The organism is Brevibacillus reuszeri, from assembly GCF_002897295.1.
GTDB classification, from domain to species: domain Bacteria; phylum Bacillota; class Bacilli; order Brevibacillales; family Brevibacillaceae; genus Brevibacillus; species Brevibacillus reuszeri_A.
This window is the reverse complement of sequence record NZ_BEXF01000006.1, coordinates 296,141-319,168: the sequence shown is the minus strand read 5'-3', so window position 1 is coordinate 319,168 and position 23,028 is coordinate 296,141. Positions and strand designations below refer to the sequence as shown.

23 protein-coding genes are annotated in these 23,028 nt (G+C 45.7%); 3 read left to right on the top strand and 20 right to left on the bottom strand.

Annotated elements, in window-relative coordinates; translation table 11 throughout:
- Positions 1 to 955: 955 nt before the first annotated feature.
- The 9 genes from C3B52_RS12810 to C3B52_RS12770 all read right to left on the bottom strand — a co-directional run bounded on the left by C3B52_RS12810 (position 956) and on the right by C3B52_RS12770 (position 8,053).
- On the bottom strand, positions 956 to 1,642 hold the full coding sequence (locus C3B52_RS12810) for a DUF4241 domain-containing protein (RefSeq protein ID WP_103106469.1): 687 nt from the start codon (positions 1,640 to 1,642) through the stop codon (positions 956 to 958).
- Between the two features lie 71 nt (positions 1,643 to 1,713).
- Entirely contained in the window at positions 1,714 to 2,421 is a 708-nt protein-coding gene (deoD, locus tag C3B52_RS12805) for a purine-nucleoside phosphorylase (RefSeq protein WP_103106468.1), read from the bottom strand.
- A 131-nt stretch (positions 2,422 to 2,552) separates the two neighbouring features.
- Positions 2,553 to 3,242 carry a glycosyltransferase gene (locus C3B52_RS12800; protein ID WP_373419723.1) on the bottom strand — a complete coding sequence of 230 codons (690 nt, stop codon included), beginning with the start codon at positions 3,240 to 3,242 and terminating at the stop codon, positions 2,553 to 2,555.
- A 22-nt stretch (positions 3,243 to 3,264) separates the two neighbouring features.
- Positions 3,265 to 4,152, bottom strand: coding sequence for a glycosyltransferase (locus C3B52_RS12795; RefSeq protein ID WP_103106466.1), 888 nt, complete (start codon positions 4,150 to 4,152; stop codon positions 3,265 to 3,267).
- A 159-nt stretch (positions 4,153 to 4,311) separates the two neighbouring features.
- Positions 4,312 to 5,529, bottom strand: a complete 1,218-nt coding sequence (locus C3B52_RS12790) for a D-alanyl-D-alanine carboxypeptidase family protein (protein WP_103106465.1) — start codon at positions 5,527 to 5,529, stop codon at positions 4,312 to 4,314.
- Between the two features lie 72 nt (positions 5,530 to 5,601).
- A complete protein-coding gene (locus C3B52_RS12785; protein WP_103106464.1) occupies positions 5,602 to 6,417 on the bottom strand; it encodes a GTP pyrophosphokinase in 816 nt (271 codons plus the stop codon).
- A gap of 16 nt (positions 6,418 to 6,433) precedes the next feature.
- Positions 6,434 to 7,309, bottom strand: a complete 876-nt coding sequence (locus C3B52_RS12780) for a M23 family metallopeptidase (RefSeq protein WP_103106463.1) — start codon at positions 7,307 to 7,309, stop codon at positions 6,434 to 6,436.
- 99 nt (positions 7,310 to 7,408) lie between these two features.
- Positions 7,409 to 7,666 carry a hypothetical protein gene (locus C3B52_RS12775; protein WP_103106462.1) on the bottom strand — a complete coding sequence of 86 codons (258 nt, stop codon included), beginning with the start codon at positions 7,664 to 7,666 and terminating at the stop codon, positions 7,409 to 7,411.
- A 186-nt stretch (positions 7,667 to 7,852) separates the two neighbouring features.
- Positions 7,853 to 8,053 carry an alpha/beta-type small acid-soluble spore protein gene (locus C3B52_RS12770; protein WP_103106461.1) on the bottom strand — a complete coding sequence of 67 codons (201 nt, stop codon included), beginning with the start codon at positions 8,051 to 8,053 and terminating at the stop codon, positions 7,853 to 7,855.
- Between the two features lie 249 nt (positions 8,054 to 8,302).
- On the opposite strand from C3B52_RS12770, the gene C3B52_RS12765 reads away from it, so the two are divergent.
- Positions 8,303 to 9,181: a 5'-3' exonuclease gene (locus C3B52_RS12765; RefSeq protein WP_103106460.1), complete on the top strand. Its 879-nt coding sequence runs from the start codon at positions 8,303 to 8,305 to the stop codon at positions 9,179 to 9,181.
- A gap of 91 nt (positions 9,182 to 9,272) precedes the next feature.
- On the opposite strand, the gene C3B52_RS12760 is transcribed toward C3B52_RS12765, so the two are convergent.
- Together C3B52_RS12760 and C3B52_RS12755 are read right to left on the bottom strand one after the other, a co-directional pair.
- Positions 9,273 to 10,991, bottom strand: a complete 1,719-nt coding sequence (locus tag C3B52_RS12760) for a hypothetical protein (RefSeq protein ID WP_103106459.1) — start codon at positions 10,989 to 10,991, stop codon at positions 9,273 to 9,275.
- 12 nt (positions 10,992 to 11,003) lie between these two features.
- Positions 11,004 to 12,305: an AAA family ATPase gene (locus tag C3B52_RS12755; protein WP_103106458.1), complete on the bottom strand. Its 1,302-nt coding sequence runs from the start codon at positions 12,303 to 12,305 to the stop codon at positions 11,004 to 11,006.
- 229 nt (positions 12,306 to 12,534) lie between these two features.
- Here C3B52_RS12755 and C3B52_RS12750 point away from each other — a divergent pair, with 229 nt between their 5' ends.
- On the top strand, positions 12,535 to 13,932 hold the full coding sequence (locus tag C3B52_RS12750) for a hypothetical protein (RefSeq protein ID WP_103106457.1): 1,398 nt from the start codon (positions 12,535 to 12,537) through the stop codon (positions 13,930 to 13,932).
- Positions 13,933 to 14,067: 135 nt separating this feature from the next.
- The gene (locus C3B52_RS12745) at positions 14,068 to 15,093 is read left to right on the top strand and encodes a YkvI family membrane protein (protein ID WP_103106456.1); all 1,026 of its coding nucleotides are present in this window, start codon (positions 14,068 to 14,070) and stop codon (positions 15,091 to 15,093) included.
- Between the two features lie 28 nt (positions 15,094 to 15,121).
- Here C3B52_RS12745 and C3B52_RS12740 read toward each other — a convergent pair whose 3' ends face one another.
- The 9 genes from C3B52_RS12740 to C3B52_RS12700 form a co-directional block, all read right to left on the bottom strand.
- Entirely contained in the window at positions 15,122 to 16,117 is a 996-nt protein-coding gene (locus C3B52_RS12740) for an SPFH domain-containing protein (protein ID WP_103106455.1), read from the bottom strand.
- Positions 16,118 to 16,137: 20 nt separating this feature from the next.
- Positions 16,138 to 16,941: a TPM domain-containing protein gene (locus C3B52_RS12735; RefSeq protein ID WP_103106454.1), complete on the bottom strand. Its 804-nt coding sequence runs from the start codon at positions 16,939 to 16,941 to the stop codon at positions 16,138 to 16,140.
- The gene (locus C3B52_RS12730; RefSeq protein WP_103106453.1) at positions 16,938 to 17,969 is read right to left on the bottom strand and encodes a TFIIB-type zinc ribbon-containing protein; all 1,032 of its coding nucleotides are present in this window, start codon (positions 17,967 to 17,969) and stop codon (positions 16,938 to 16,940) included. The genes C3B52_RS12735 and C3B52_RS12730 overlap by 4 nt, the downstream gene beginning before the upstream one ends.
- A gap of 24 nt (positions 17,970 to 17,993) precedes the next feature.
- The gene (locus tag C3B52_RS12725) at positions 17,994 to 18,668 is read right to left on the bottom strand and encodes a PspA/IM30 family protein (protein ID WP_103106452.1); all 675 of its coding nucleotides are present in this window, start codon (positions 18,666 to 18,668) and stop codon (positions 17,994 to 17,996) included.
- A gap of 36 nt (positions 18,669 to 18,704) precedes the next feature.
- Entirely contained in the window at positions 18,705 to 19,640 is a 936-nt protein-coding gene (locus C3B52_RS12720) for a DUF4261 domain-containing protein (RefSeq protein ID WP_103106451.1), read from the bottom strand.
- Between the two features lie 86 nt (positions 19,641 to 19,726).
- Positions 19,727 to 20,383 (bottom strand): hypothetical protein, encoded by a 657-nt coding sequence (locus tag C3B52_RS12715; RefSeq protein WP_103106450.1) that lies wholly within the window; start codon positions 20,381 to 20,383, stop codon positions 19,727 to 19,729.
- Between the two features lie 65 nt (positions 20,384 to 20,448).
- On the bottom strand, positions 20,449 to 20,847 hold the full coding sequence (locus tag C3B52_RS12710) for a hypothetical protein (RefSeq protein ID WP_103106449.1): 399 nt from the start codon (positions 20,845 to 20,847) through the stop codon (positions 20,449 to 20,451).
- Between the two features lie 5 nt (positions 20,848 to 20,852).
- Positions 20,853 to 21,620, bottom strand: coding sequence for a GNAT family N-acetyltransferase (locus C3B52_RS12705; protein ID WP_103106448.1), 768 nt, complete (start codon positions 21,618 to 21,620; stop codon positions 20,853 to 20,855).
- 518 nt (positions 21,621 to 22,138) lie between these two features.
- Positions 22,139 to 22,966 carry a CsxC family protein gene (locus tag C3B52_RS12700; RefSeq protein ID WP_201264878.1) on the bottom strand — a complete coding sequence of 276 codons (828 nt, stop codon included), beginning with the start codon at positions 22,964 to 22,966 and terminating at the stop codon, positions 22,139 to 22,141.
- Positions 22,967 to 23,028: the final 62 nt, after the last annotated feature.

Below are 23,028 nucleotides of genomic sequence, written 5' to 3'. Positions count from 1 at the left end.
GCATTTCCTTTCCTCCCATATCTTGTTGTCTCGACAACTCCAAGATACAGGATAGAGGTGTTCAGGTGGTCAATTTTTTTATGAGCGTTATACCACTAGGTGGTCAAGAATTAGATTAGCATTCACACTGGAACAGAATAATTGCCATGTTTATGTCAATTATGTAGCTATGTTTTTGTCAACAGACATCATCGGAACCAAGACCTTTGAGTTATTGTCCCACTTGCTCTTTTTATAAGTTTACATAATATATATTATCGGACTCAAAATGAAATAGGGAAATGACAAGAAGAGTAGCCACCTATTTGCCGCATTATCTCAAGAAACATACAAAAGTGTTCATTACAGCTGGCATGTACATCTATAAACACCTCAAAAGACTTTCTCCGAAGTTACGTATCCGCTGCTTAAACATGCGGTCAACACTCGTCATAAGTGTTCATCCAAATACACAAACCATATATTCATAAGTCGTTTCGTAATTGCCGTCCGGATCAGGCTACAAGATCACGATAAACTTTATAGCATCCAAACCCCCGAAGCTTAAATCTCTAATCCAACCAAAAATCCTCATTATCTATCAAGCCACCGTTTATACATACCCAAAATTCCAATAATCAGCAAAATACAATTCAATTAAAAAAATTAAATATTTTTAAAAAACGCTATTTACAAATATTGTATTTTAACTTATATTATAATTAAGATAACTATACTTAAAAATGACCGGAGGCTCTCCCCATGACAAAACTAAAGACAAAAGCGAAAACCCCCTCTTCCACACCAAAGAAAAGATCTTACGAAGAAACTTTGAACAACCTGGCTATTTACTTAGAGCGAACCAAGAAAAAATAAAAACGAAAAGAGTGCCAAAGGGCGGCACTCTGCTTCGTCGTGTATGGAGCTATTTAGATGTTCTAAGATAAAAAAACTCGCAGTTCTCTTCCCTTCTACCTCATTCTCCCGCGATTTCCATCCAGTCGAACAGGTAAAAATCCGTCACCAAGCGAACAATCTCTCCATTTGCATCATAACCAATATAGCTCGCGTAGCTTCCATCTCCCCAACCGGTCGAAAACATCATGATGTTGTTCCCTTCACCGATTTCTTTGGTCAGCCATGAACGTGTATGCTTATATATATGATCCATTTCTTTCGACAGCTGTTCTACATACGTGTCGTCTTTGTCCATCTTCTTTTCAAGAAGCTGACAGGCACTTTCATCCATAAAGGAGCCTGTTCCTGAGTCTACTCCGTACCCAAAAAACTCGTTTGCAGCCAATTGCGAGACATCGGAGTTCTCCCAAATTGCCATCTTCCAGGATACAACCGGCTTATCTGCAAAAACAATTCTCGCAAAAGCTACGCGCTCATCTGGGTCCTGTACCTCCGCCTCAGAGGAAGCAGCCGTTGGAGATACTTTTGCGATGGCCAATTGAACGGGAAACGAGCCTTTTGGAAACGACTCCTTAAACGGCTCCGTTTCAAACATGACGAATGGATCGTTAGCGATAAGCTTTCCCGTCTTTACCTGCAGATGTCCAAGATCTTGGCGATATAGACGATATTCATAGTTATCTTGCTCAAACGCCGTATCTTCCACGAACGCTGTTTCAAATAGTTTGGGATACGTAACACTCATGCAATGCTCCTCCTTAAATAGAAAACACCCCACCGACGTTTACTGCCAGCGGGATATCTGATTCCTAGTGCTTATTTGTTCAAAGCTGCTTCTAGTGCTACCTCGATCATTTCGTTGAATGTCGTTTGACGCTCTTCGGAGGTTGTTTCTTCGCCCGTAAGAATGTGGTCACTAACCGTTAGAATCGACAAAGCGTTGCGTTTGTATTTCGCTGCTAGTGTATACAATGCGGAAGATTCCATTTCTACAGCCAACACCTGGTAAGCAGCCAATTTTTTGTACAAATCGAAGTTCTCACGGTAGAAGCTGTCACTCGTAAAGATGTTTCCAACTTTTACAGACATGTTACGCTCAGTAGCTACTTGGTAGGCTTTGTGCAATAGATCAAAGTTTGCTGTAGGAGCAAAATCAATCTGATTAAACAGCAGGCGGTTCACCTGTGAGTCCGACGATGCGCTCATGGCAATGATGACGTCGCGAACTTTGATGTCCTCTTGAATCGCCCCACATGTTCCGACGCGGATCAAGTTTTGCACACCATACGATTCCATCAGCTCGTTCACGTAAATGGAAATCGACGGTACGCCCATACCTGTACCTTGTACAGAGACGCGTTTTCCCTTGTATGTACCAGTAAAGCCCAGCATGCCACGAACGTTGTTATAGCATTCTGCTCCCTCTAGGAATGTTTCTGCAATGTATTTGGCACGTAGCGGATCGCCAGGTAACAGGATCGTTTCAGCAATTTGGCCTTCCTTTGCCCCGATATGAATACTCATGTTTATTGCCCCTTTACTTTCAAAAAATTACCTACCAGAATATCGTACTACAAAAACCGAACATTGCAAAATGAAAGTTGCAAGAGCCGATGCACGCACACTGTGTCATCGGCACATTTTCATTTTTGTTTCTATGGAATCAGATGGTTATTTCGTTCGGTAATATAGTGGATGGCTTCCATATGGTCACCCAAGCAAGTGAGCTCCCGCCATGCTCGTTTTCCTTCTGGCTGTCTTCCTTTTGCTCCACTTACTGCCTCCTTGACGCGATGAGAGCGTTCAATACGAAGCCCTCTATCAATTGCTATAGCATGCGCCAAAGGAGGAACAAGCAGATGCTGGAACCCGATCTGGGCAGCTGCCTGCCGAGTAATGGCAAAAGGCAAATCGCACATGGAAGACGTGCCTAATTCGTCTCGGGAGAGCAAATTGTTTAAAAACGTTCTCGCCAGCATGATTGTCTCTATATTTTGTGCTCCATCCATGATCCTATTCCGGGACCGCTGCAAGGCGATGTCAACCCCTTTATAACACGCCATGGCAAAAGGCTGCAGCTCCTCGGCTTGAACAATTGTATCCGTATCGAGGAATAAACATACATCGCCACTCGCTTCACGGGCACCAATAGAGCGCCACACATCTTCTCCGAGTGCAAATGGATATATATAAATCTTGAGAGCGTACGTGGAATAAGACAAGACAAGATCAATGGAGCGATCATTGCTTCCGTTCATTACCACGATGATTTCTTTCGGACAAAGCTTTTCAACCTGCTTCAATATTTTTTTCAAAGTCTTCTCGGATTGGGATACACCAAGAATGACGCTTAACTTGCTTTGGTTTTCACTTTTTTCGGAGTTGTTTATGCGCTCTCCTCCCTGCTTTCTTGGGGGACGAGCGCTTCGCTTTGCGTTTGGCACCCCATCCATCCACCTCCCTTTCACTAGGTCCCTGATTGAAAACGGAGCGCAAGTGAAGCAATTCAGGGGCCTGTAATAATACTCGAAACCGCTCTCCATCAGGCAAGCCTGCGCGCTGTCCTTTATCTTGCATGAGGTAACAGATTGCTTCCGCGTGTTCCTGTAAAATCAGCTGCGTTTGCTTCTTCATAGCGCTATGCTTCCCTGCGTACCGTCTCCAAGTAGAAGGGGGCGTTACGGTTGTAACAGAAAGCCCCTGTTCTACTGCGCACGCAAGCGCAAGAGGTGGTGTACAAAGCATTTGATGGCCAATTTTCCTTAGTGCATTTTTGTTCAATGCATATGGAGCAAAGCACAAAGAGGCCGCTTCCAATTCTGTTTTCCCACTCATATGGTTAAGCAGTCGAGCAGCCAGTCGTTGTGCGGATTGTTTTCGTTTTGACGGTGAGGATGAATAGGCTGTCAGGACGAGGTCCCAGCCTTTTCTCGAAGCGTCTATGATGTTGTTCAGCAGCGCTTTAGAGGCGCTATTTTTTTCCTCTAAAAAAAGTATCGTTTCTCCCTTTGCGTGCAAGGCACCTAACGCCCTTGCTTCGTCGTACGTAACGGATGCGTACGAATGAATTACCTTGGCTCCTGCTGCAAGTGCGTGGCGAGTAGTACGGGATGTCAAACCAGGACAAACGACAATTACCTCTAAGGGCGGCTGAATAATTTTTACTGATAGAATGGTCCTTTGGATCGTCGAGGATTCGTCACTAGACGGGATGATGACAGACACATCCGGAAGAGCATTGTCTAGGCTGTCCATCTCATCCCTCCCTCTCAAGAGAATTCGTTATACTCTTACTTTACGCTGTCAAACGACAATCGGACACGGCACCTATACCCATCTGCTGACTCTGACAATAGCAACAAAAAGGACGAAGAAAAGTTCTTCGTCCCTTGAGTGGGAATATATCGCGTGCAGTCAGTATGCACGGCGTTGTAATGAGCGCTGCCTCATACGTCTATGTCTTCTTGTTTTCCTAAAGGTATATGCGATCAAAAAGAGGTTCATTCCTAACCAGACAAACATGAGACCATAACGAGCGAATGGATGCTCTTGTTCGTTTGACGGAGCTTCTGCTGCCCGCTGAGGTGCAGCAGGTGGTGAATTACGATGTAACGGATACAATGCAGAGAGTGAACCCGCTTGAACCGAGAGCTGTCCATCGTTGGTTAATTCAACCAATGGTTCACTACCAATCGGAACGGTTGCATACAGATCATCCGTTGCCGTATACGTAACAACAGCGTCGTTACCTGGAACAGCTGACTCAGTGTAAGCCGCACCACGTGTCGCGATCTGTCTCGTTTCAAACCCTGCAAAACCATAGTCTAGCATCTTCGTTACATCTTTATAAGCATAAGGACTCGATGCGGCTTTCATTGTAACCGCAATCAATTCCGTGTTTCCTCGTTTAGCCGATCCAACTAGCGTGTGCATGGCTTGATCCGTAAAACCATTTTTAATACCAGTCGCTCCTTCATAATCACGCAATAGCTTGTTGTGATTAATCAGCTCCGATTTCCACTCTTTTCCGTCCCAAGGAAGTCGATTCGTACCGACGATTTCACGGAAGATAGGGTTTTTCATGGCATACTGAGCGATTTTGGACATGTCAGAAGCTGTTGTGTAATGATCCGGATCGTGCAGACCATGAGCATTTGCAAAATGAGTCTCCGTGACACCGACCTTTTCTTGAAGGTAAGCATTCAGTTCCTCGGCAAATTTCTCCGTCGTCTGGCTCATATGCTCAGCAATCGCGGTAGCAGCATCGTTGCCAGAATGCATCAATAGACCGTACTCTAGCTTTCGCAGAGTGACTTGCTCCCCTTCACCCAGGTATACCCGAGTTCCCTCTTCATAGCGTGCTTTTTTGGATACCGTGACAATATCATCAGGGTTTCCTTTCTCAATGGCATAAATCCCAGTTGCGATCTTGGTAATACTGGCAGGGTACAACTTTTCATGGGGATTCTTTTCAAACAGGACTTGTCCGGTTGTAGCATCAATCAAAACGGCTGATTCTCCGAATATGGCTTCCGGTGAGAGTGCTTGCCCCTCTTCAGCAAAAGCCATAGGCAGGTCACAGCTCCAAAGAAGCGTGGCCACAACGAGAAGGTTCGTTAGAAAAAAACGCATGGTAGTCAATATCCTTTCCTTGCTTGTCGCTATTTTACAGATGGCTTTTGTTTCGTATGAAGTTATCTTTCCCTACTTAAGGCGCTTACCTAACAGGTCATAAATCATTTTAAACTTGGGATTATCCGCAAAAGCTTCTTCAAAACCACTTACATGCTCTCGATACAGTGCGGCTGCCAATTCTAAGTCCTGCTTGACGTACAAGGAAAAAATTTCTTCCAGCTTTTCCTCGAGTGTCGAGTCCACCTCAGCAGGCGTTAAAATCTCCTGCCGCAAATTGTTCATCAACACATCCAGCTGATGAGTGATTACGGAAGCTTCATGTAGCTGCTGTAGGACATCTGACGGGATATTCCCATCGTATTTGTAGCGTAATTCATGTTCGTTAGTTGCCCAGAAATTCATCCCAAGCGTACGAATTTGAATCTCACAGTACAACGTTTTCTTTTCGCTTCCATGGTAAACGGTATAGGAAACGATCATATGGATGCTACGATACCCAGAATCTTTAGGAGTAGCGATATAGTCCTTAATATCGTGAATCGTAATATCTTCCCGCTCCTGCAGAAGCTGCTGCACTTCTCGCACATCGTCTACATAGCGGCAAACGATACGCAGACCTGCGATATCTTGTACTTCTTTAGCAACCTCGTCCTGCCACTGTGCATTTTGAAAATCAATGCCTTTTTCCTTTGCTTTCTTCAAGAGACTATCTACTTTTTTTACCCGACCTACGACAAATTCAATCGGTGAATATCGACCGCTTTTGAGAAAGCCGTATTTGATCCCTTTTAATTTCAACTTTAATTCTTCTACTGCCTGTTCATAAGGTGCCAAAAAATGAACCATATTGTTCAAAACCTTGCTTGGCACATGTGTAGCTCTCATTGCAAAACACCTCTCTTTACTTCCAGAGGAAAGGTGATGCTTCAAAAAACGGCTGTGGGTTCACGTACGTATTCCCGATCAGCATACCGTAATGAAGATGAGGACCTGTGGAGAAACCTGTGGTGCCCATTTGCCCGATCACCTGTCCCTGCTTTACCTCTTGCCCGGTTTTAACCTCGAGCTTGGACATATGAGCATAGATTGAAAAGACGTTTAAGCCATGATCAATGATAATCGTATTACCAGTTAAGTACAGCGAATCCGCCAAAACAACTTTACCGTGATTGCTAGCCCAGATTGGCGTACCCGTTTTGTTTGCGATATCGATTGCTGCGTGTCGATTGGCTGGTACTCCGTTTACGACTCGCTGATAACCAAATGGAGTCGTAAGCTTTCCAATAGCAGGCTGCTTGAAAGGTCCGTCAAAGTATGCAGACTTGGCAGAAGCAGCTCTAGCTGCATTGATCTTTTTTTGATCCGCGTTAATCCGAGCTGTGTCTTGACGCATTTGATTCATTTTTTGACTGACTGTTATGGAATCGACTTCAAATTTTTTAGGTGAAATGGTTAGTGAAACGGACAGCTTTTTATCAGCAGATTGCACCTGATAAGATCCCGGCTTCGCATTAAATGGGATCGGAATAAAGCGGGTATACTCTCCTTGAGAAGGCTGTAGAGGATAGGACTGCGAAAACAGCGTAACTGTTTGCGCTTCTTTACTGCGCACAAAAATAACATCGCCCGGATACGTACTGGCTGGCGACACGCTCAGCGATGGCTGTTGTTTTTCCAGTTGAACTTGAGCACCCTCTACCACCTGGCCGTACGTGCTTGTCCCCGAAACGAAAGTCAATGCAGCGACCAACATGAAACTGACCATCGAATGTAACATAGCACGTTCCCTCCCATTTTCCAGTATAACAAAAGACAACTCGAAATGAAAAAGAAAAAGAAGGCTATATAGGAAGCCTTCTTGGCAAAAAACATGGTTTTACAGTTTTTTGGTATATTCCGCCATCATATCCATGATGGATTGCACCCCGGTCAGCATTTCACTCGCCCGCTTCGTTTTTTGCGAAATGGTATCAAAATCCAGCTTGCCTTTTTTCCGATCATTCCACTGCTTGAACATCTCTTCGGCCATTCCGGGATTTTTACGCACCGCCGTGACACGCATAGAATCTTCAGATACCCACGCCTCAAACTCAGGGTTATCTTTTAAGAGTCGTTTCACTTCTTTTCGTTTCATCCGCGAATTTGTCACTCCTTTCCGATGTACAAACAAAGATAGATTACTGTTCGTTACACCATATGACTAGTCCGCGGATGTGCTTGTGTGTTTGCACTATAACAGGAAGAAAAGGGCTACAATAAACAGAAAGGCCCCGTAGAAGGGACCTTTCCACATCCAGCTATTTACTTGTAGAGGCTAGGCTTAGCGACCAGCCATTTGTTGCTCTGCGAAGCTTACCAGACGCTTCGTGATCTCGCCACCAACAGATCCGTTTTGACGAGAAGTTGTGTCTGGTCCGAGATTTACACCAAACTCAGATGCAATCTCATACTTCAGTTGATCCAAAGCTTGGTTCGCTTGAGGAACTACCAGGTTGTTGCTGCCAGAGTTGTTGTTAGCCATGATTGATTCCTCCCGACGCTTTTTTTCTTCCTGGACGGCTATGAAACCGTCGGCATTACTGCTTCTCGCTTTCGAGACCGGAAGTTGTTGTACAAGAGGTGTTTGTTTACCTCTTGTGCTACTATCATCCCACCACATTCGCCATCCATACATCGATAGCGAAATGTAATATCTGTCAAAGCTGTGGGCAAGCATTATGCTATAATGATCCGTATAGCTTATAGCTTAGGTTGAGAGGAGTTAGCTTTTGTGAACGAGTCAGGTAAAGTATTGCTCATTGATGGCATGAGCTTTTTATTTCGCGCGTTTTATGGATCGGCATGGGGAGGTGGATATCGCCAAACCTCTACCGGGGTGTACACGAACGCCGTGTATGGCTTCACAAAAATGATGCTGGACTACGCTGAACTGGTACGCCCTACCCATCTCGTTGTTGGCTGGGATGTCGCTTCACGAGAGTCCTTGGTTCGCAGCCAATGGTACGATGGCTACAAATCGAACCGACAAGCAGCACCGGATGAGCTGATCCCGCAGTTTGATTTAGTAAAGGAAGTAACGCAGGCATTCTCGGTACCAAATTTGGGGTGCCCTGGATTTGAAGGCGATGACGTTTTGGGCACGGTAAGTACTCGCCTCGCGTTGGACGGACATCAAGTGATTATTGCTACAGGCGATTACGACAGCCTCCAGCTTGTTTCTGAGAATGTGAGCGTAAAGATACTAAAAAATGGCGGAAAGCATGAACACTATGATCCTGCGAGTCTTTTGGCCTTGCGCGGAATCACTCCTGAGCAGGTAGTAGATGTAAAAGCATTGATGGGCGACGCTTCTGATTGCATTCCAGGCTGTCCGGGGATCGGAGAGAAAACAGCGACAAAGCTCATCACCGAGCACGGTAATTTGGACAACCTATACACCAATCTGGATAGCTGCACACCGAAAATGCGGAGCAAATTGGAAGAGCATCGCGAGCTGGTATACCTCAGCCAAAGGCTCGCAACGATCATTCGTGATGTCCCAGTAGATTTTTCCTATGAGGAAGCAGCTTGGCAATACGATCGTGCTACTGTTCATAGCAAGTTTGACGAGCTGGAATTTGGAAGAACGATGGCAAGCAGAGTCAGCTAGCCCCTACACACGACCAAGCAAAAGTACGCATAAAAAACCCTGACCAGCCATCTTACATAAGTCTTTGGCGGAATCAGGGTTTTTTGGTTTTTTATTTAGCAGACTGAAAAACATCAAGCAGAAGCCCCGTATTTTCTTCCCCATCCGTTTCCCAAGTGGATGCAAAACGTACCCGGTGGGAGACCCCTAGTATATCGTACTCTTGGATAAGATGCTGACGAGCAGAGCCAACAATTAGACTGTGGAGACGAATTTGCTTTCGCTGCCCAAGACTAGAAAGCTTTTCTTGCACATAAGGAGAAATTCCACCGATCCCGTCCGTAACCATAACAAAATCGGCACCCTGCATCGATTTTTGACCTTCGACCATTTCGATGGCTCTTTTCATCGGAGCATCAAAATGAGTTCCTCCGCCAAAAGCCATTTGCGCAAGATTGTAAAACGATGTCCAGTCAGGCTTTCGATAATAGAGAGCTTGTTCACGAAGCTCACCCTTTGCTCCAAACAACAGAAGGACAAAATCTCGCTTCTCCAGCATCGAAAGAGCCCCGAAGGTCATCACGAAAAGCTGAGCTAGCCTCAGTTTATGACCGCGCATTGAGTGGGAGGTGTCCAGCATGCAAATAACAGGCCCTTTTGGCGCTTGCTCAACCCATCCAGACGTATCATACGTCATCAGCTTTTGCTCGAGCCATTTGAGCATAAAGTAGCTCTCGTAGTCCGGATCGGCGAGTAGTACCGCTTCCCCAGGGAGCATGTGTGCAATATCCCCTGATTGACGCAAATCGTAATATTCCTCGGGCAGCTGCTTGGAACGAATTTCCTTGCGTCGAACTCGAAAATGATGAACGTTTCTCCCCACCTCATTGAGAAAAGCGATCAGGTCGGGATGGCGCTTTAGCTTTTCCATCCATTTCATATAATGCTCAAAGCTCTGTCTCCGAAGCTTGCCCAGCTCATGTCCCCAAGAACGATTGGCAAAGCGCTGACTTGCTGTAACGAGATCATTTACAAAAAGGCTGTCAATATCCTCTTTTGATAACGATTCCTTCAGCGCTTGCTCAAGCCACTGCCCCAGCTCGGTTTCAAAAGCAGCTACGGCCTCCCGCTCCTGCTTGTGCAGACGATCGAGCTGCTTTTCGCGTTGGGCGAGCTCGTCTTCCAGCTTTTTCACTTTTTGCATAAGCTTCGTCCGCTTGGTAAACTGTACGCTCATCTCTTCGCGAAGGTTCGCGATCCGCTCTTGGAGTGCCTTGACTTCCGCCTTCACGAGTGGCTTGGTGTCGATCGCTTCCTGCTTATCTTCAACCATGCGCTTCCCTTGCTGAAGTGTATAGCCAACCAATTGAAGCTTCTCCATCTGCTTTTCAGACAAAAGCTCTGCCATCTGGGTTTGCTGCTGGCCTTCCTGTCCTAGCTGCTGCTGGAGTCCAGCAATAAGCGGAGTAAGCTTGTTATCCTTTTCACGCTCCTTCACTTCTTTGTGAAACGTCTCAGTTAACCAGAGAAGCGCTTTGATCGCTGTTTTAAAAGCAGCACTCTCCTGCCCAACCGTCCGTGGCTGAATCATTTTTGTAAAGTACTGCTTCATCAAGCTCCGAATCATCCAATGATGGAACGGTGTTGCTTCCTGTGTCTGATCAACCTCAGCCTTTTCGAGATAAAAAACGAGAAAAAAGTCTGCGAGAAGCTCCAGATCAAACCAAGAAGCGTGTGCGCGTGCCTCTTCCACCCATTCCTGCGCAGTTCGAGATGACTTGAGGTAATTCTCAAAGAGATACCGATCTACACCGCTGGCACGAATAATCATGACTCGCACCTCCTACAGTGTAAAGTCGTACTCAGTCCCAGCGATTTCCTTGTCAAACACCGTCCGATAAGTACGCTGCAGCTGCTGCAAGATCCGTTCTCCCTCAACCCGCAGGTAGGCATACTTGACCGTGTATTTTTCCACATTGTGGATGAGGCGATTTTTTTCCAGAACGAAAGGCTGCAAGTCCTCTTCGCGACGGTGCCACTGGATCAGGCGGTTACGGAGGTCTTTGGCTGCTTCCTCAAGCTCGATACGACTTTGTTCAAGCAAATGTCTACTACGCTCCAAAGCATCCTTCCCTAGCTTTGCCCCTACTTCTTTTTTAAATTGGAAGGCATGTAGCTCCGATTCCTTTTCGCGCCATTTATCCGCTACTTGTTGGAAACGAAGCAATGGCAAGTCAGTTTCCATCTCAACTTTGAGCATTTCTGTAAATTGCAGCTCAAACAGTTCTTTCATCACCGGTAAATCCTCAGGAGCATCCCACATCATATGCGGTGTAAAAACTGTGTCCCAGATCGTTACCTCTTCACGGCCATGCAGGGCAGCCGATGTTTTCCATACATGAGCAATTTTGCTCCAGCGACGATCGGACAAAATGTATTCTTTCGATTCCAATTCCTGCTTCAACCGGTAGAGAAAATAGATGATCGGCTCGGGGATTTTCACTTGCCGGGCTGCAGCCTGAATATCTTTTACATCGTACAACGAAAAAACGACTGGCAATGTCGTCGTTGGCAACGAAAACATGCGTTCATAGCTGGATGCCTGCTGCAAATAGTTGACTTCATAGCGAAACAAGAAGCGATCGTACAGCGCTGTCAGTTGCTCGTCCTCGTCTGGAAGCTCATTTGAGGCTGCTATTAAAAATTGCAAGGGTACTGCTTCTTTCTCTCTTCCATTGAAATAAATTCGTTCATTCAAGATGGACAAAAGAGCATTCAGGATAGCGCTGTTTGCCTTAAAAATCTCATCCAGAAAAGCAAACTGTGCAGCGGGTAGATACCCATCCGTTTTACGCACATAGTGATCGAGCTTGAGCTGTTGCAGGGATACAGGACCGAACATTTCATCAGGTGTCGTGAAACGGGTCAATAAATATTCAAACCAGTGCTCAGAGCCAAACAGCTGCGAGACTGATCTAGCCAGTTGTGATTTTGCGGTACCAGGTGGTCCGATTAAGAGAGCATTTTCTCCACTCATCATGCCGAGCATAAGCAAGCGAATGAGCTCGCTACGCTCCAGAAAACGGCGTTCTAGTAATTCGATGGCCTGGTCCATTTTTCGTTGAATAGGTGTTGGTGTGTTCATAGCAATAGGCGCCCTCACTCTCATGGTAGAAGTAAGAAAAAACGCCGCTTCCCCCCTCTTGATTGGAGTCCTAGTCGTTTTCTTATAGTGGCATAATGTGGACAAAAATGCCAGTTTTCTATCTACAAGGATTATCCTCCTCCCGCCTGTGCACTCACCCATATCTGCCCTGACGCATATTCTGTGGCAAAAGGCTGCAAGACGGAGTACAGAAAAAGGAGGGTTTCGCATGGGGATTGAGCTTGCTTGGCTTCATGGTTTGTATGTATTGTTCGTGCTCGGCATTATTTTCATGATGGTGATGCGAAGGGACACAAGTCTGATCAGTATCGTTGGCATTGCGCTTCTTGGGCTCGTTGCGACAGGCTCTGTCACGACAGCAATCGGCGGAATTTTTGGCAGCTTTATCTATGCGATTACGGAGTTGTTACCGACGATCCTCGTGATCTGTATCATCGTAGCAATGAGTCATGTACTAACAGATACTGGTGTAAACGAAACCATGATCAGGCCCATGACACACCTCGTTCGGAATGCAACACTGGCGTATTGGGTCATCGGTATTGTCATGATGGTCATTTCCTGGTTTTTCTGGCCTTCGCCTGCAGTAGCCTTGGTTGGGGCCGTCATGCTGCCGGTTGCTTTGCGGGCGGGCTTGCCAGCGATTGGGGTCGCAGTTGCGATGAACCTGTTTGGTCACGGAATCGCTCTGTCGGGAGATTTCGTCATTCAGGGCGCTCCGACATTAACTGCAAAAGCAGCAGGCATTCCCGTAAATGACGTGATTTCAGCGAGCATCCCGCTTGTCATCGTCATGGGGGTAGTAACGACGATCACTGCATTCTGGTATTTGCGCAAGGACATGAAAATCGGGATTGTTCCTGCACCCGGAAAGGACACATCCATACCGGATACGGTTTTTACATCTGCAAAGGTTCCCTTGCGAGATGGTGTGAGGCGTAGCTTGGCTCTTTTCGTGCCGATTCTTTTCGCGCTAGATGTGGTAGCCATGTTTGCGTTTGATTTACGCGGGGGCGATGCGACTGCACTTGTCGGTGGAACCGCTTTGTTGATCTTGATCATCGCAACTATGCTCGCGCATCAGAAAAAAGGTCTCGAACAAGTAACCACGCATTTGATCCAAGGCTTTCAATTTGGCTTTAAAGTGTTTGGTCCTGTCATTCCGATCGCAGCCTTTTTCTATATGGGAGATAGCGGCTTTCTCAAAGTATTCGGTGAGGTCTTGCCGAGTGGGTCGCACGGAATTGTGAACGACTTGGGTGTTGCCCTCGCTCAAGCCATCCCGATCAGTAAAGAGGTAGCCGCTCTCACCGTGTCTGCTGTCGGTGTCATTACAGGCTTGGACGGTTCTGGCTTCTCTGGCATTACTCTTGCTGGCTCGCTAGCACAGCTTTTTGCTACAGCTTTAGGTGCAGGAGCCGCAACCTTGACCGCCCTTGGTCAAATCTCAGCTATTTGGGTAGGCGGGGGCACGATTATACCATGGGCGCTAATCCCCGCTGCTGCAATTTGTGGAGTAGATCCGTTCGAACTGGCGAGACGTAATCTATATCCCGTGGCCATTGGTTTGCTCGTCACTACTATTGTTGCCATGTTTCTCCTATAAGAGTACGCCTATCTATTTGAAAAGGCGAATGGTGGCTATTTTGCACCGTTCGCCTTTTTTTCTACGATCAAATTCTGTTTTTGCTGGTGGCTCATACACTTGTACTAGCATCCTATTTGGAAAGGAACACACCGTATGAAGTTGTGGGGAAAAAGTATACAGGTCGCCGCTACATACATTGGGACAGTAGTGGGGGCTGGCTTTGCGAGTGGACAGGAAATTCTTGCCTTTTTCACATCCTATGGCCATGCGGGAACCATTGGCATCCTAATCGCTACAGCGTTTTTCGTTTGGCTCGGCTATAAAATGATGTGGCTGGCCCATACGCTGCGTACACCCTCGTACGAATCGTTCAATCAAAAGCTGTTCGGTCCTTTGATCGGCAGAACGATGAATATTCTCGTCTTTCTTACCTTATTTGGCGTCACTACGGTGATGCTGGCCGGAGCTGGCTCTGTTCTGGAGGAGCAATTCCATATTCCTTATTTGGCAGGGACGATTGCTACTGCCTTTTTTGCTCTCCTGATCCTTCGCAAAGGGCTGGATCAGCTGCTGATCGTAAATGCCATCGTCGTTCCGTCTATGTTCTTGTTTGCCTTGCTCATATTAGTAGATGGAACGGTCGATTCGCCGCTGCCGATCGCAGCTCCTGTCAGCTATGAATTTCTATGGAAAACGGTCCTGTATGTGTCCTTCAATCTAGCGATGGCGCAATCTGTTTTAATCCCGATCGGTTATGCGATTCGCGAACCAGTCATCCTGCTTCGTGCCGCGGTAATCGGCGGTGTTGTCCTCGGCTTTATGCTGCTTGTTGTACATACAGCCATGCTTGCCAATTGGAACGATGTTCGCTTTATGGACATCCCGATCCTGTTTGTTACCGAGCAATGGAACGAGTGGCTGCAGCTGTTCTTTGTGTTTGTTCTATACTCTGAGATTTTTACCACATTGATTTCGAATGTGTTCGGGATTGGGCAACAGCTGCGTGAGCTGGTAAACATCCCCGAATCTCGTCTGTACCTCTTTCTCTTTTCCTCGGCATTCGTGCTTTGCCTCATTGGGTATAGCCAGCTTTTGATGTTCTTGTATCCGCTTTTTGGGTACTTGGGTCTGTCTACGTTGTGCAGGATTGTGCTGCCGCGGGGGCATTTGTCACGCTAGTACTTTCCAGCAATAACTATTTTGAAACTTATCCCAGTTTTTCCCCACAATTCGGGCAGAAATTCGCCCCTTCATTTTTCGTACCGCAGTTTGGGCAAAAGTTCGGTTTCTTTCCCTCTGACGACGATGCTGATGGTGCAGGATTCGGTTCTGACTGCTTATCACTGGATGGTTTTTGATTCGCATTCATGTTTTTCATCATTTCGTTTGCGATGTTCATCCCCATCATCATGCCCGCCATGTCTGCAGCCGCCCCACCACCTTTTACATCTCCAGATGCCATCCCGTCTGTCATAGCAATCTGTTGATACTTTTGCAGATTGCCGACCATTTCGTAGGAGGCAACTTTTGTGATCTTATCTTGTATTTCTGGTGGATAGTTGAAGCTCATGACCTGGAAGCCTGTGATCGTCATTCCGATATCCATCACTTGCATGTCAAGATCTTCTCGAATCCCTTTGGCAATATCAAACGCATTCGCTTGTAGATTAAACATATCTTTGCCTTCTCTGCTGATCCACTTCATGAGCAATTGGTCCAATACGGAAATAATCCGGATTTTCACATCTTCTACCAGATAGCTTTCTTTTACCCCGGCAACTTTGTCAATCAAGGTGACGTAGTCGTTCACTTTAAAATTGAAGGTACCGTTCGCCCGAATCGGCATACCCCCAGGGAGCTGTGGAGTAGGGATTAGAACCGGATTTTTTGTTCCCCACTTGACCGTAAACTCCTTGGTATTTACAAACAAGACCTCGACTCTCATCCCGCTATTAAAACCAAACTTAAACCCTTTTAATGTAGATAAAAACGGAATGATTTCGGAGGCAATTTGATACTCTCCCTCCTCCTCAAAAATCCCTTCGACCTTGCCGTTATGAATAAAAATCGCGTCTTGTCCGGGACGGATGATTAGCTTGCTGCCTTTTTTGATCTCCCGATTGCTCCACTTCCAAAAAATCATGTCATCTCTAAACTCTTCCCACTCTACTACATTGGCAAATTGATTCCCAAAAAAAGACATTCTAAATCCATCCTTTCCAGCTAAAAAGATCCTCGGCTTCCGCTATGCGAGTGTCCGCCACTAGTCGTTCCGCCACCACCGCCGCCGCCCGAGCCATTGCTTTCTTGTCTTTGAATCTTTTGTTTCGTTACCGTAGTTCGAATGTATTGATCTCGTCTATCGAGAATTCCTGATGTGCTCGCATCCTCATAGGTTCTTCGATTAATGGTTATACGGCCTCCCGAACGGATGACCATCGCTGCGACAATAATCCCTCCGATGATGAGTGAGGCTCCCAATTGAACCCACACATTAAATAGTGGATTATCAGGGTTTACACCTGGTTCATACCCCATATATTTGTCGACTGTCTGCATATAGGTTTGGAAGGCTAGCGCATAATCTCCGCTTGTCAAATCCGAGGTAATCTTGATTCGTATCTTATCAAGCCTCTCGTCATCGAGATACGTCTTTGCTTTATAAAATCCAGCCAGATACACCTCTCGATTTTTCATGTCCAGCGTCAAAATAACCGCATTGCCGTGAGGTTTGTCATAGCCTGGCCCATACTCATCATAAAAGTCTTCCGTCATTTTCATAACGTCGCCATTAACATCATTGTTCGTTGTTAAAATGATAATGTCCGTTTCTCGATGTGCCCCATACTGTTTCGCAAGCGTAGTTAACTCTTTGTATTCCTCCTGGTTTAATAACCCCGCTTTATCAAAAATCAGTTGTTTCCCTTCCGACGTAGTTGCCACAGCCGCTTTCATTCCCATCGGAGAGGCAAGAAAAACAGCGAAGAAGAAAAAGACTACCGACAAAATCAAGCCGCTCCTTCTCACCAAAACCCGCCTCCCATCATCCAGGAAATCAGCTTCAGCGAAAGGAAGCACGAGGCGGAGATGCCCGCAAACCAAGCTATCACTTTGGATTTACTAATAGGCGGCTTACCAACTACCTTGCCCGTCTGACCGTTCATCGCAAACGTATACTCCAGTTTATTGTAATCATAGTGCAACACCCACACTGGCAAAAGTGCATACTCTGCATGCCCGAGCTTTGTATCAATCTGCTTATTGGTGTAATTCACTGTGGTATATTGTGTCATCGTAGACCGAATATACTCTTCGATGAACGGGTGAATTTTACTTTTTGCCCGTGGAAAAAGCTCCTTCTCATCGAAATTGTATTTTTCAGCAACATAACCAGCCAGATAGGCCGTTTTGAAGCTTTTTATCTGATCATAAGGAAATGGCTCTAATTTATCCATCAGTTCATCGTTCATTTTCTCCGAGGCATCAATTGGAACATCGACATAATTCAAGCGAATCTTCCTGTAGACATCGAAATGCTGCGTTTCTGTATACTGATAGTCTCCTTTTGTATAAGTGCTTACCCTCGTCCCATGAGCGTGAACCTCTACGGCATTATTTAACTCGTAGAGCCAAAAGGGGACATACATCCCGGTTATACCCTTTACTCGATCCGCTGTCATGAACCCATTTGGCGTCAGGCGACCATTCCTACACCATTTTCGAAAAGCCCGCATCGCTTCTTCTTTGCTAATGGAAAAGGGGATGACAAGGGCTGGAGCCAGCTTCCCCGTCAATCGATCGCCAAGGACTATGACAGAACCGCAGAAAGAGCAAGACGTCGCTGTCGTATCCGCATCAGTGATAACGACTGCTCCGCAGCTTTTACAATGGTACTCGGTAGCCTCATCTTCTAAAAAAACATTTCTTTTCAGTGGATCGGGCATCAGCTTAATATCGTCGGTTCTCCCGCAGCTATGGCATGACAGCATTCCTGATTCGCTGTCATAAACCATGTCGCTGCCACAATTCGGGCATTTGAAATCAATAACTTGCATCCGCTCACCTCTAAAAGAAGCTGGTTAATCCTTCTTTTTCATTTTTTCTTTTAGCGCAGCCAATTCATCTTCAGCAGTTGTTTTGGAGCTTTTTTCAAATTCTGCAAACAACTCGTCAAAATCGTCCTTTGCTTCCATACGAAGCTCGGTAATGGCTATAGCTTCGTTATAGGCTTTGTCTACCTTTTCCTCCACGGTGTCAAATGCATTCTCTATGCCACCCAGCGGAGAACTGAGTGAATTCAAGCTTTGCTGAGCTTTCGTTGCCGCAATCTTCTCCTTCAGCTTCGTACGGCGCGCTTCCAGCTCGCCAATGTCCGCACGCAGCTTTTCTTCGATTTGCCGCATGCCAGTGACATTTGAAGCTGCTGCCTGATAAGCAGCTTGAAGTTGGACTTCTTTTTCTGCCAGCGTAGCCTTTTTCTCCAGGAACAATCTGGCTTTGTCCTCATCTCCGGATTCCACCGCCTTCTCAGCGTAACGCTGCAGCTTTCTGATCTCAGCGCTGCATTCATCAAGCGCGCTTTTTGTCCTTCTTTCGTTCGCCAGCACAGATGCAGTCTCTGCTTTTAGCTGCCCCAGATCGCTGTTTATTTTCCTCATGAAGTCATCGATGGTTTTCTCCGGGTCTTCGGTCTTATCCAACAGCGCATTAATATTACTGGCTAAAATATCTTTGATCCTTGACAAGATTTCCATAGCGACCTCCCTTTTGACTAAGGTATGCAAACCATACTACTCCAAGCCAGCCGGTTTTTCTCTTCCATCGAGCGGGTACCATCTGATCACCCCACGCGGCGGGTTCGTCAAGCCCTCATCCAGCAAAGTACTTTGCCAACGAATTCCACCCGGACCATCTGTCGTGTCGCCCTCTTTAATAACAGGTCCATTCTCGTACACATAGTTGGAAATATTTCGCAGGAAACCTGCCACTTCATTCGGATCGCATGCGTCTTGATGGAAAATCGCCTCATGATCGACCGCATCTAATTGCAGCATACCAACTGTATCCATCATGAGCCACTCTTCTGGCAGGTTGAACAAACGGACGTTGGACCATAGCTCCAGTGGAGGCAGCTGTGTCTCTTCATGGCGTTGCTTCATTTCATGCATCAGTTCTGCTGAAGCGAGTGACTCTCCGTTTGGATTAAAGTAGCAGAGCGCTTCCGGCATTTGAAGCAAGGCCTCAGCAACTGCACCTACAAACAAGAGCTCAGGGAAGGGGTCATAATCTTCTGGTAGCATGGGAGCCTGATCGTCTACCTGGCCAAGTGTATAGCTTGAACGCACGCGGATGAACGCGGTATGCTCGGCAACAGCCTGTCGCCCCTCCGGATAACCCCATGCTTGTTGTGCAGCCCGCTCCAGGTTTTGCGGGTACGTATGAGGTCCGAAAAAGCCCATCGTCCACGCACCAAATAGAGTCGTATCCTCGGCTGGATCTCCCATTCCGTCCGGCCAAGGATTGTCTACAACATCCACCTGAATATATCCGTTTTCCTCTGGGCGATATGGGATGAGCAGGCTAGGTCCGCTAAACACCCATTGTTCGGTTGAGTCGTTTACATTCGTAATTTCAAACGATTCCTTCAGTACTTTTGCTATGCTGTGAATCGATACAGGTTTAGACAGGAGAACAGCGATCCCTTGAGAAAAAAAGCCTTTTGGCATATGGTTACAGCTCCATTCAGTTGTTTGTTTTTACGTATAGGCAGTTCCGTGTCAATTCCGTTCTGCGAACAACTCGCGATTTATCGTCAGCTTTGGATCTCACGCTTTACAGAAATACAAATCGCTTCTAATTCTTTTACGGCTAACTCCGCATTTCGTTCCGGATTTAATTTCAAGATGGCTTTTTCAATGATCATATGACTCTGAAAAATTGATTTCACCACATCTACGGGAAGCTCGATTTCGTAATAATCCTCGGCCCACTCTATGTAATCCTCCGCTGTTTCATAAATCATGCCTAGTAAAAAATCTGATCCGTCATCGAGTTGTTCTGGATTCGCTATATCCCCTGTTCTCCACTCGGCGTCACCTGGCTCCCTCCATAAACAAAAAGTGACGTCTTCCTTTGTAAGCGCCTCGTCCTCCAGCCTATGTAGAAGTGCAGAAGGTACCTGGTCGTAAATGCCCGGCCATACCTCGTAATCGTCTCGGGCATGCGGACTCATCGCAGATTCATGATCGAATCCTTTTACGATAACACCTTCGGGAGCAAACAGGATGTACATATCATCTCCGGAGCCGTTGCTGATGCTCGCCATCGTTACACCTTCATCCCATTGCGGAAAAAATTGATACCTACGCAGCCAGTCTTCTGAGCACAGGATAATATCGAGCGCACTTAAACCGAGCAACTGCTGCTTTAGTTTTTCTGGATCAGAGAATGGTTTTGGCCAAATGTTCATATTATTTCAATTCTCCTCTCAATTAAGTAAAGCTATCATTGAAAACTCGATATTCCGATACTCTCCTAATCCCAATCCATGTAAGCCTGACATGTCAGCTTTTCATTGCCGCAACCAGGACAAGCCAGGACCACGACCTCAATCTCTTCATCTATCGGCTTTGAAGGCATGACTGTTGAGCAGCGGGGGCAATCATAGCTATTGGTATATGAGTCGGAATCTGATTCCATGTGCAAATATACCGCATTTAACAAGAACTTACATTCATTACATACATAAAGACCATCATAACAAACGTGTTTGGTACTCTCGTCCTTACTAAATTCACGTATACGTTCCTTGCCTACGGAATCTTCGTACCATTCCAGAATATCCGTTACATACACGTATCGGAAACCTATGCCTAAAAATACATTCTGCTTGTATGTACAGTGATTGCAGGTCAGGTTATATGCAACGCCCATGGTTACTATCCCAGCCCCTTCTTTATCAACGCCTCAAGCTTCTTCCTGTTCAATATCTCGTGTGTTAGAAACTCTCCATTCCAATAAGCCGTATATGTTGTAAACGGTGATGGAGCATTTTGCGCTTCCTCTCTACTGGTTATTTTGATTCTTGTAACCGGGATTCGGAATTCTTTTTCGATTTCATCAAGCTCTTGATTCGCGTAGTAATCGGTAAAAGGGCATTGATCGGTATATATGACAACGAGCCCATTTGTTTGATCGATTCTTGCTTTTTTAGCATTTGCTTTAAATTTCGGTTCAGGGGCTTGGGTTTCGAATCGTTTTACCAGGAGTTCAAAGTAAGGCGGAGCTGTATCACACACCTCAAAACCGTTCTTGAGAAAAAAGCTCTTATCTGAAAGATACGGTTTTTTCCTCGCACTAGAGATGGCCACGATGCCGTGTTTTTGTTTTTCTATCGCGTCTTCCATGCATTCGTTTAGCAATCTCGCTCCATTTCCCTGCCCTTTATATCTGCCAGCAACCCAAAAACAATTGATAAACAAGTAATTTGGTGCTTCAATCGGAACCCACGCAAACTCGGCAGGAATGTATTCGATAAATACTTTTCCGCGAACATCTAGCTTTTTAAACACCAGACCTTCTTCCATGCGGCAGCTTAGCCAATGCTTTTTTAGAATGACACCGTTTTGATTGTCCTTGTCTGATAGGGAGCAACAGATGTGCTGATCGAAAAGATTTTCCTGAGTCAACGCCAGAATATCCGTCATTTTTATCACCTTCTGAAAGAGGTTTTAGGAAAAACAAATGAAATGATCATTCGGGTTTTCGCGATGCGACCATCCATGTCAAAAGTATAAGCCCCGTAATTTTTTTCACCACCATGACTTAAAACGAAAATTATCCGAACGTTTCAATCGACCAAAACAAATAACATACACCTTTCAACCTAACCAGTTATCGTACCACCAACGTCCTCTCCATCTGGATTCATTCAAATGGCAATCTCTTTTTTTACTTCGTCTAACAAAGGCAAATCGTTTATACAAAAGTAACTGCCATACCTCAAATTACAAATTTCACTTTCCACATACTCATCCCACATTTCCAATTTATACAAAATTAACGTTGGTCTTATTATAGTACGATGCAACCAAAGGAATAAATGGAAAATAAACAAGACACTAACATCTTGGTTAGTGTCTTGTAGAGCACCTAGATTTGTCCTGCATCCTGGACACATCTTTCATCCTTTCCGTTACATGATCTGCTTTCGGGAGGCATGAAACTAGTACTTTTTCTTACAATGTGGCGGATGCGGAGGAGGTGTAGGGCATATAACAGGCAGTGGAACCTGCTGAATTTGCAAAACTTTGAGCCCTACTTTTAGTACAATATTTTCCTGAACAGACGTAAATGCTTGCGCGAATCCGGAGACATGTTTCAGATTGTGACCGATATCCAGCTCAGTGAATTCAGTAAAGACCAACTCGCAATATGGCTTCTCATTGTAAACTTGTCGGTTACCGAATAGCCCCTCGTTCAGCAGAGGTCCATTCCCGCTTTGATTGATCAGCTCCCCGGATGATGAAAAATCTGGAGAAAGCTGTAATGATGGTCCAGTTTGCGGAAAGGTAATATCTGTACAAAAATCAAAGGGAATCATAGCTGTCATGTGGCGAATATCTCCGCATACTGAGCTTGTTGAGGTATGGTCAACGGTTGTATACTCAATATTTTTGCGAATGAACCCTTTTACAAAAAGCTTTGCCGCGTATGGATTAAACGTGGGTACCAGTTCACATTGCTGCAATATTGCACTTTTCCATACACGAATGATTTCCAGCGCTGGCTTTTCCAACTGGATATTTGCTTCTACGGCAACGACTACGGAAATCTCTGCAAGCGTCACAGGTACTTTAATGGTTTTCGGATACACAGTATCAGTAGTCGTTGTTCCGAATACCCGTACGCTTTCTACACTACAGGAATTCGATGGCGGTTTTTTCTTATGATCCTTGTCATGCTTGTGGTGATGTTCGTGCTTGTCGTCATCTTTTCCTTCACAATAATATTCGACTTTATATTTATTACCCTTGTCATCATGTTTCCCCATTTGGCTTCCTCCTCGAAGTTACCATACCTCCCTTTATTATATGGCTTGGCAGTATAGTGGTA

What these genes read in the sequence shown, in the direction of transcription:
- C3B52_RS12810 (WP_103106469.1), bottom strand. Translation starts at nt 1,642, where the DNA reads ATGAGTGTTACGTATCCCAAACTATTTGAAACAGCGTTCGTGGAAGAT.
- deoD (WP_103106468.1), bottom strand. Translation starts at nt 2,421, where the DNA reads ATGAGTATTCATATCGGGGCAAAGGAAGGCCAAATTGCTGAAACGATC.
- C3B52_RS12795 (WP_103106466.1), bottom strand. Translation starts at nt 4,152, where the DNA reads ATGGACAGCCTAGACAATGCTCTTCCGGATGTGTCTGTCATCATCCCG.
- C3B52_RS12790 (WP_103106465.1), bottom strand. Translation starts at nt 5,529, where the DNA reads ATGCGTTTTTTTCTAACGAACCTTCTCGTTGTGGCCACGCTTCTTTGG.
- C3B52_RS12785 (WP_103106464.1), bottom strand. Translation starts at nt 6,417, where the DNA reads ATGAGAGCTACACATGTGCCAAGCAAGGTTTTGAACAATATGGTTCAT.
- C3B52_RS12780 (WP_103106463.1), bottom strand. Translation starts at nt 7,309, where the DNA reads ATGTTACATTCGATGGTCAGTTTCATGTTGGTCGCTGCATTGACTTTC.
- C3B52_RS12775 (WP_103106462.1), bottom strand. Translation starts at nt 7,666, where the DNA reads ATGAAACGAAAAGAAGTGAAACGACTCTTAAAAGATAACCCTGAGTTT.
- C3B52_RS12770 (WP_103106461.1), bottom strand. Translation starts at nt 8,053, where the DNA reads ATGGCTAACAACAACTCTGGCAGCAACAACCTGGTAGTTCCTCAAGCG.
- C3B52_RS12760 (WP_103106459.1), bottom strand. Translation starts at nt 10,991, where the DNA reads ATGATTATTCGTGCCAGCGGTGTAGATCGGTATCTCTTTGAGAATTAC.
- C3B52_RS12755 (WP_103106458.1), bottom strand. Translation starts at nt 12,305, where the DNA reads ATGAACACACCAACACCTATTCAACGAAAAATGGACCAGGCCATCGAA.
- C3B52_RS12750 (WP_103106457.1), top strand. Translation starts at nt 12,535, where the DNA reads ATGGGGATTGAGCTTGCTTGGCTTCATGGTTTGTATGTATTGTTCGTG.
- C3B52_RS12745 (WP_103106456.1), top strand. Translation starts at nt 14,068, where the DNA reads ATGAAGTTGTGGGGAAAAAGTATACAGGTCGCCGCTACATACATTGGG.
- C3B52_RS12740 (WP_103106455.1), bottom strand. Translation starts at nt 16,117, where the DNA reads ATGTCTTTTTTTGGGAATCAATTTGCCAATGTAGTAGAGTGGGAAGAG.
- C3B52_RS12730 (WP_103106453.1), bottom strand. Translation starts at nt 17,969, where the DNA reads ATGCAAGTTATTGATTTCAAATGCCCGAATTGTGGCAGCGACATGGTT.
- C3B52_RS12725 (WP_103106452.1), bottom strand. Translation starts at nt 18,668, where the DNA reads ATGGAAATCTTGTCAAGGATCAAAGATATTTTAGCCAGTAATATTAAT.
- C3B52_RS12720 (WP_103106451.1), bottom strand. Translation starts at nt 19,640, where the DNA reads ATGCCAAAAGGCTTTTTTTCTCAAGGGATCGCTGTTCTCCTGTCTAAA.
- C3B52_RS12715 (WP_103106450.1), bottom strand. Translation starts at nt 20,383, where the DNA reads ATGAACATTTGGCCAAAACCATTCTCTGATCCAGAAAAACTAAAGCAG.
- C3B52_RS12710 (WP_103106449.1), bottom strand. Translation starts at nt 20,847, where the DNA reads ATGGGCGTTGCATATAACCTGACCTGCAATCACTGTACATACAAGCAG.
- C3B52_RS12705 (WP_103106448.1), bottom strand. Translation starts at nt 21,620, where the DNA reads ATGACGGATATTCTGGCGTTGACTCAGGAAAATCTTTTCGATCAGCAC.
- C3B52_RS12700 (WP_201264878.1), bottom strand. Translation starts at nt 22,966, where the DNA reads ATGGGGAAACATGATGACAAGGGTAATAAATATAAAGTCGAATATTAT.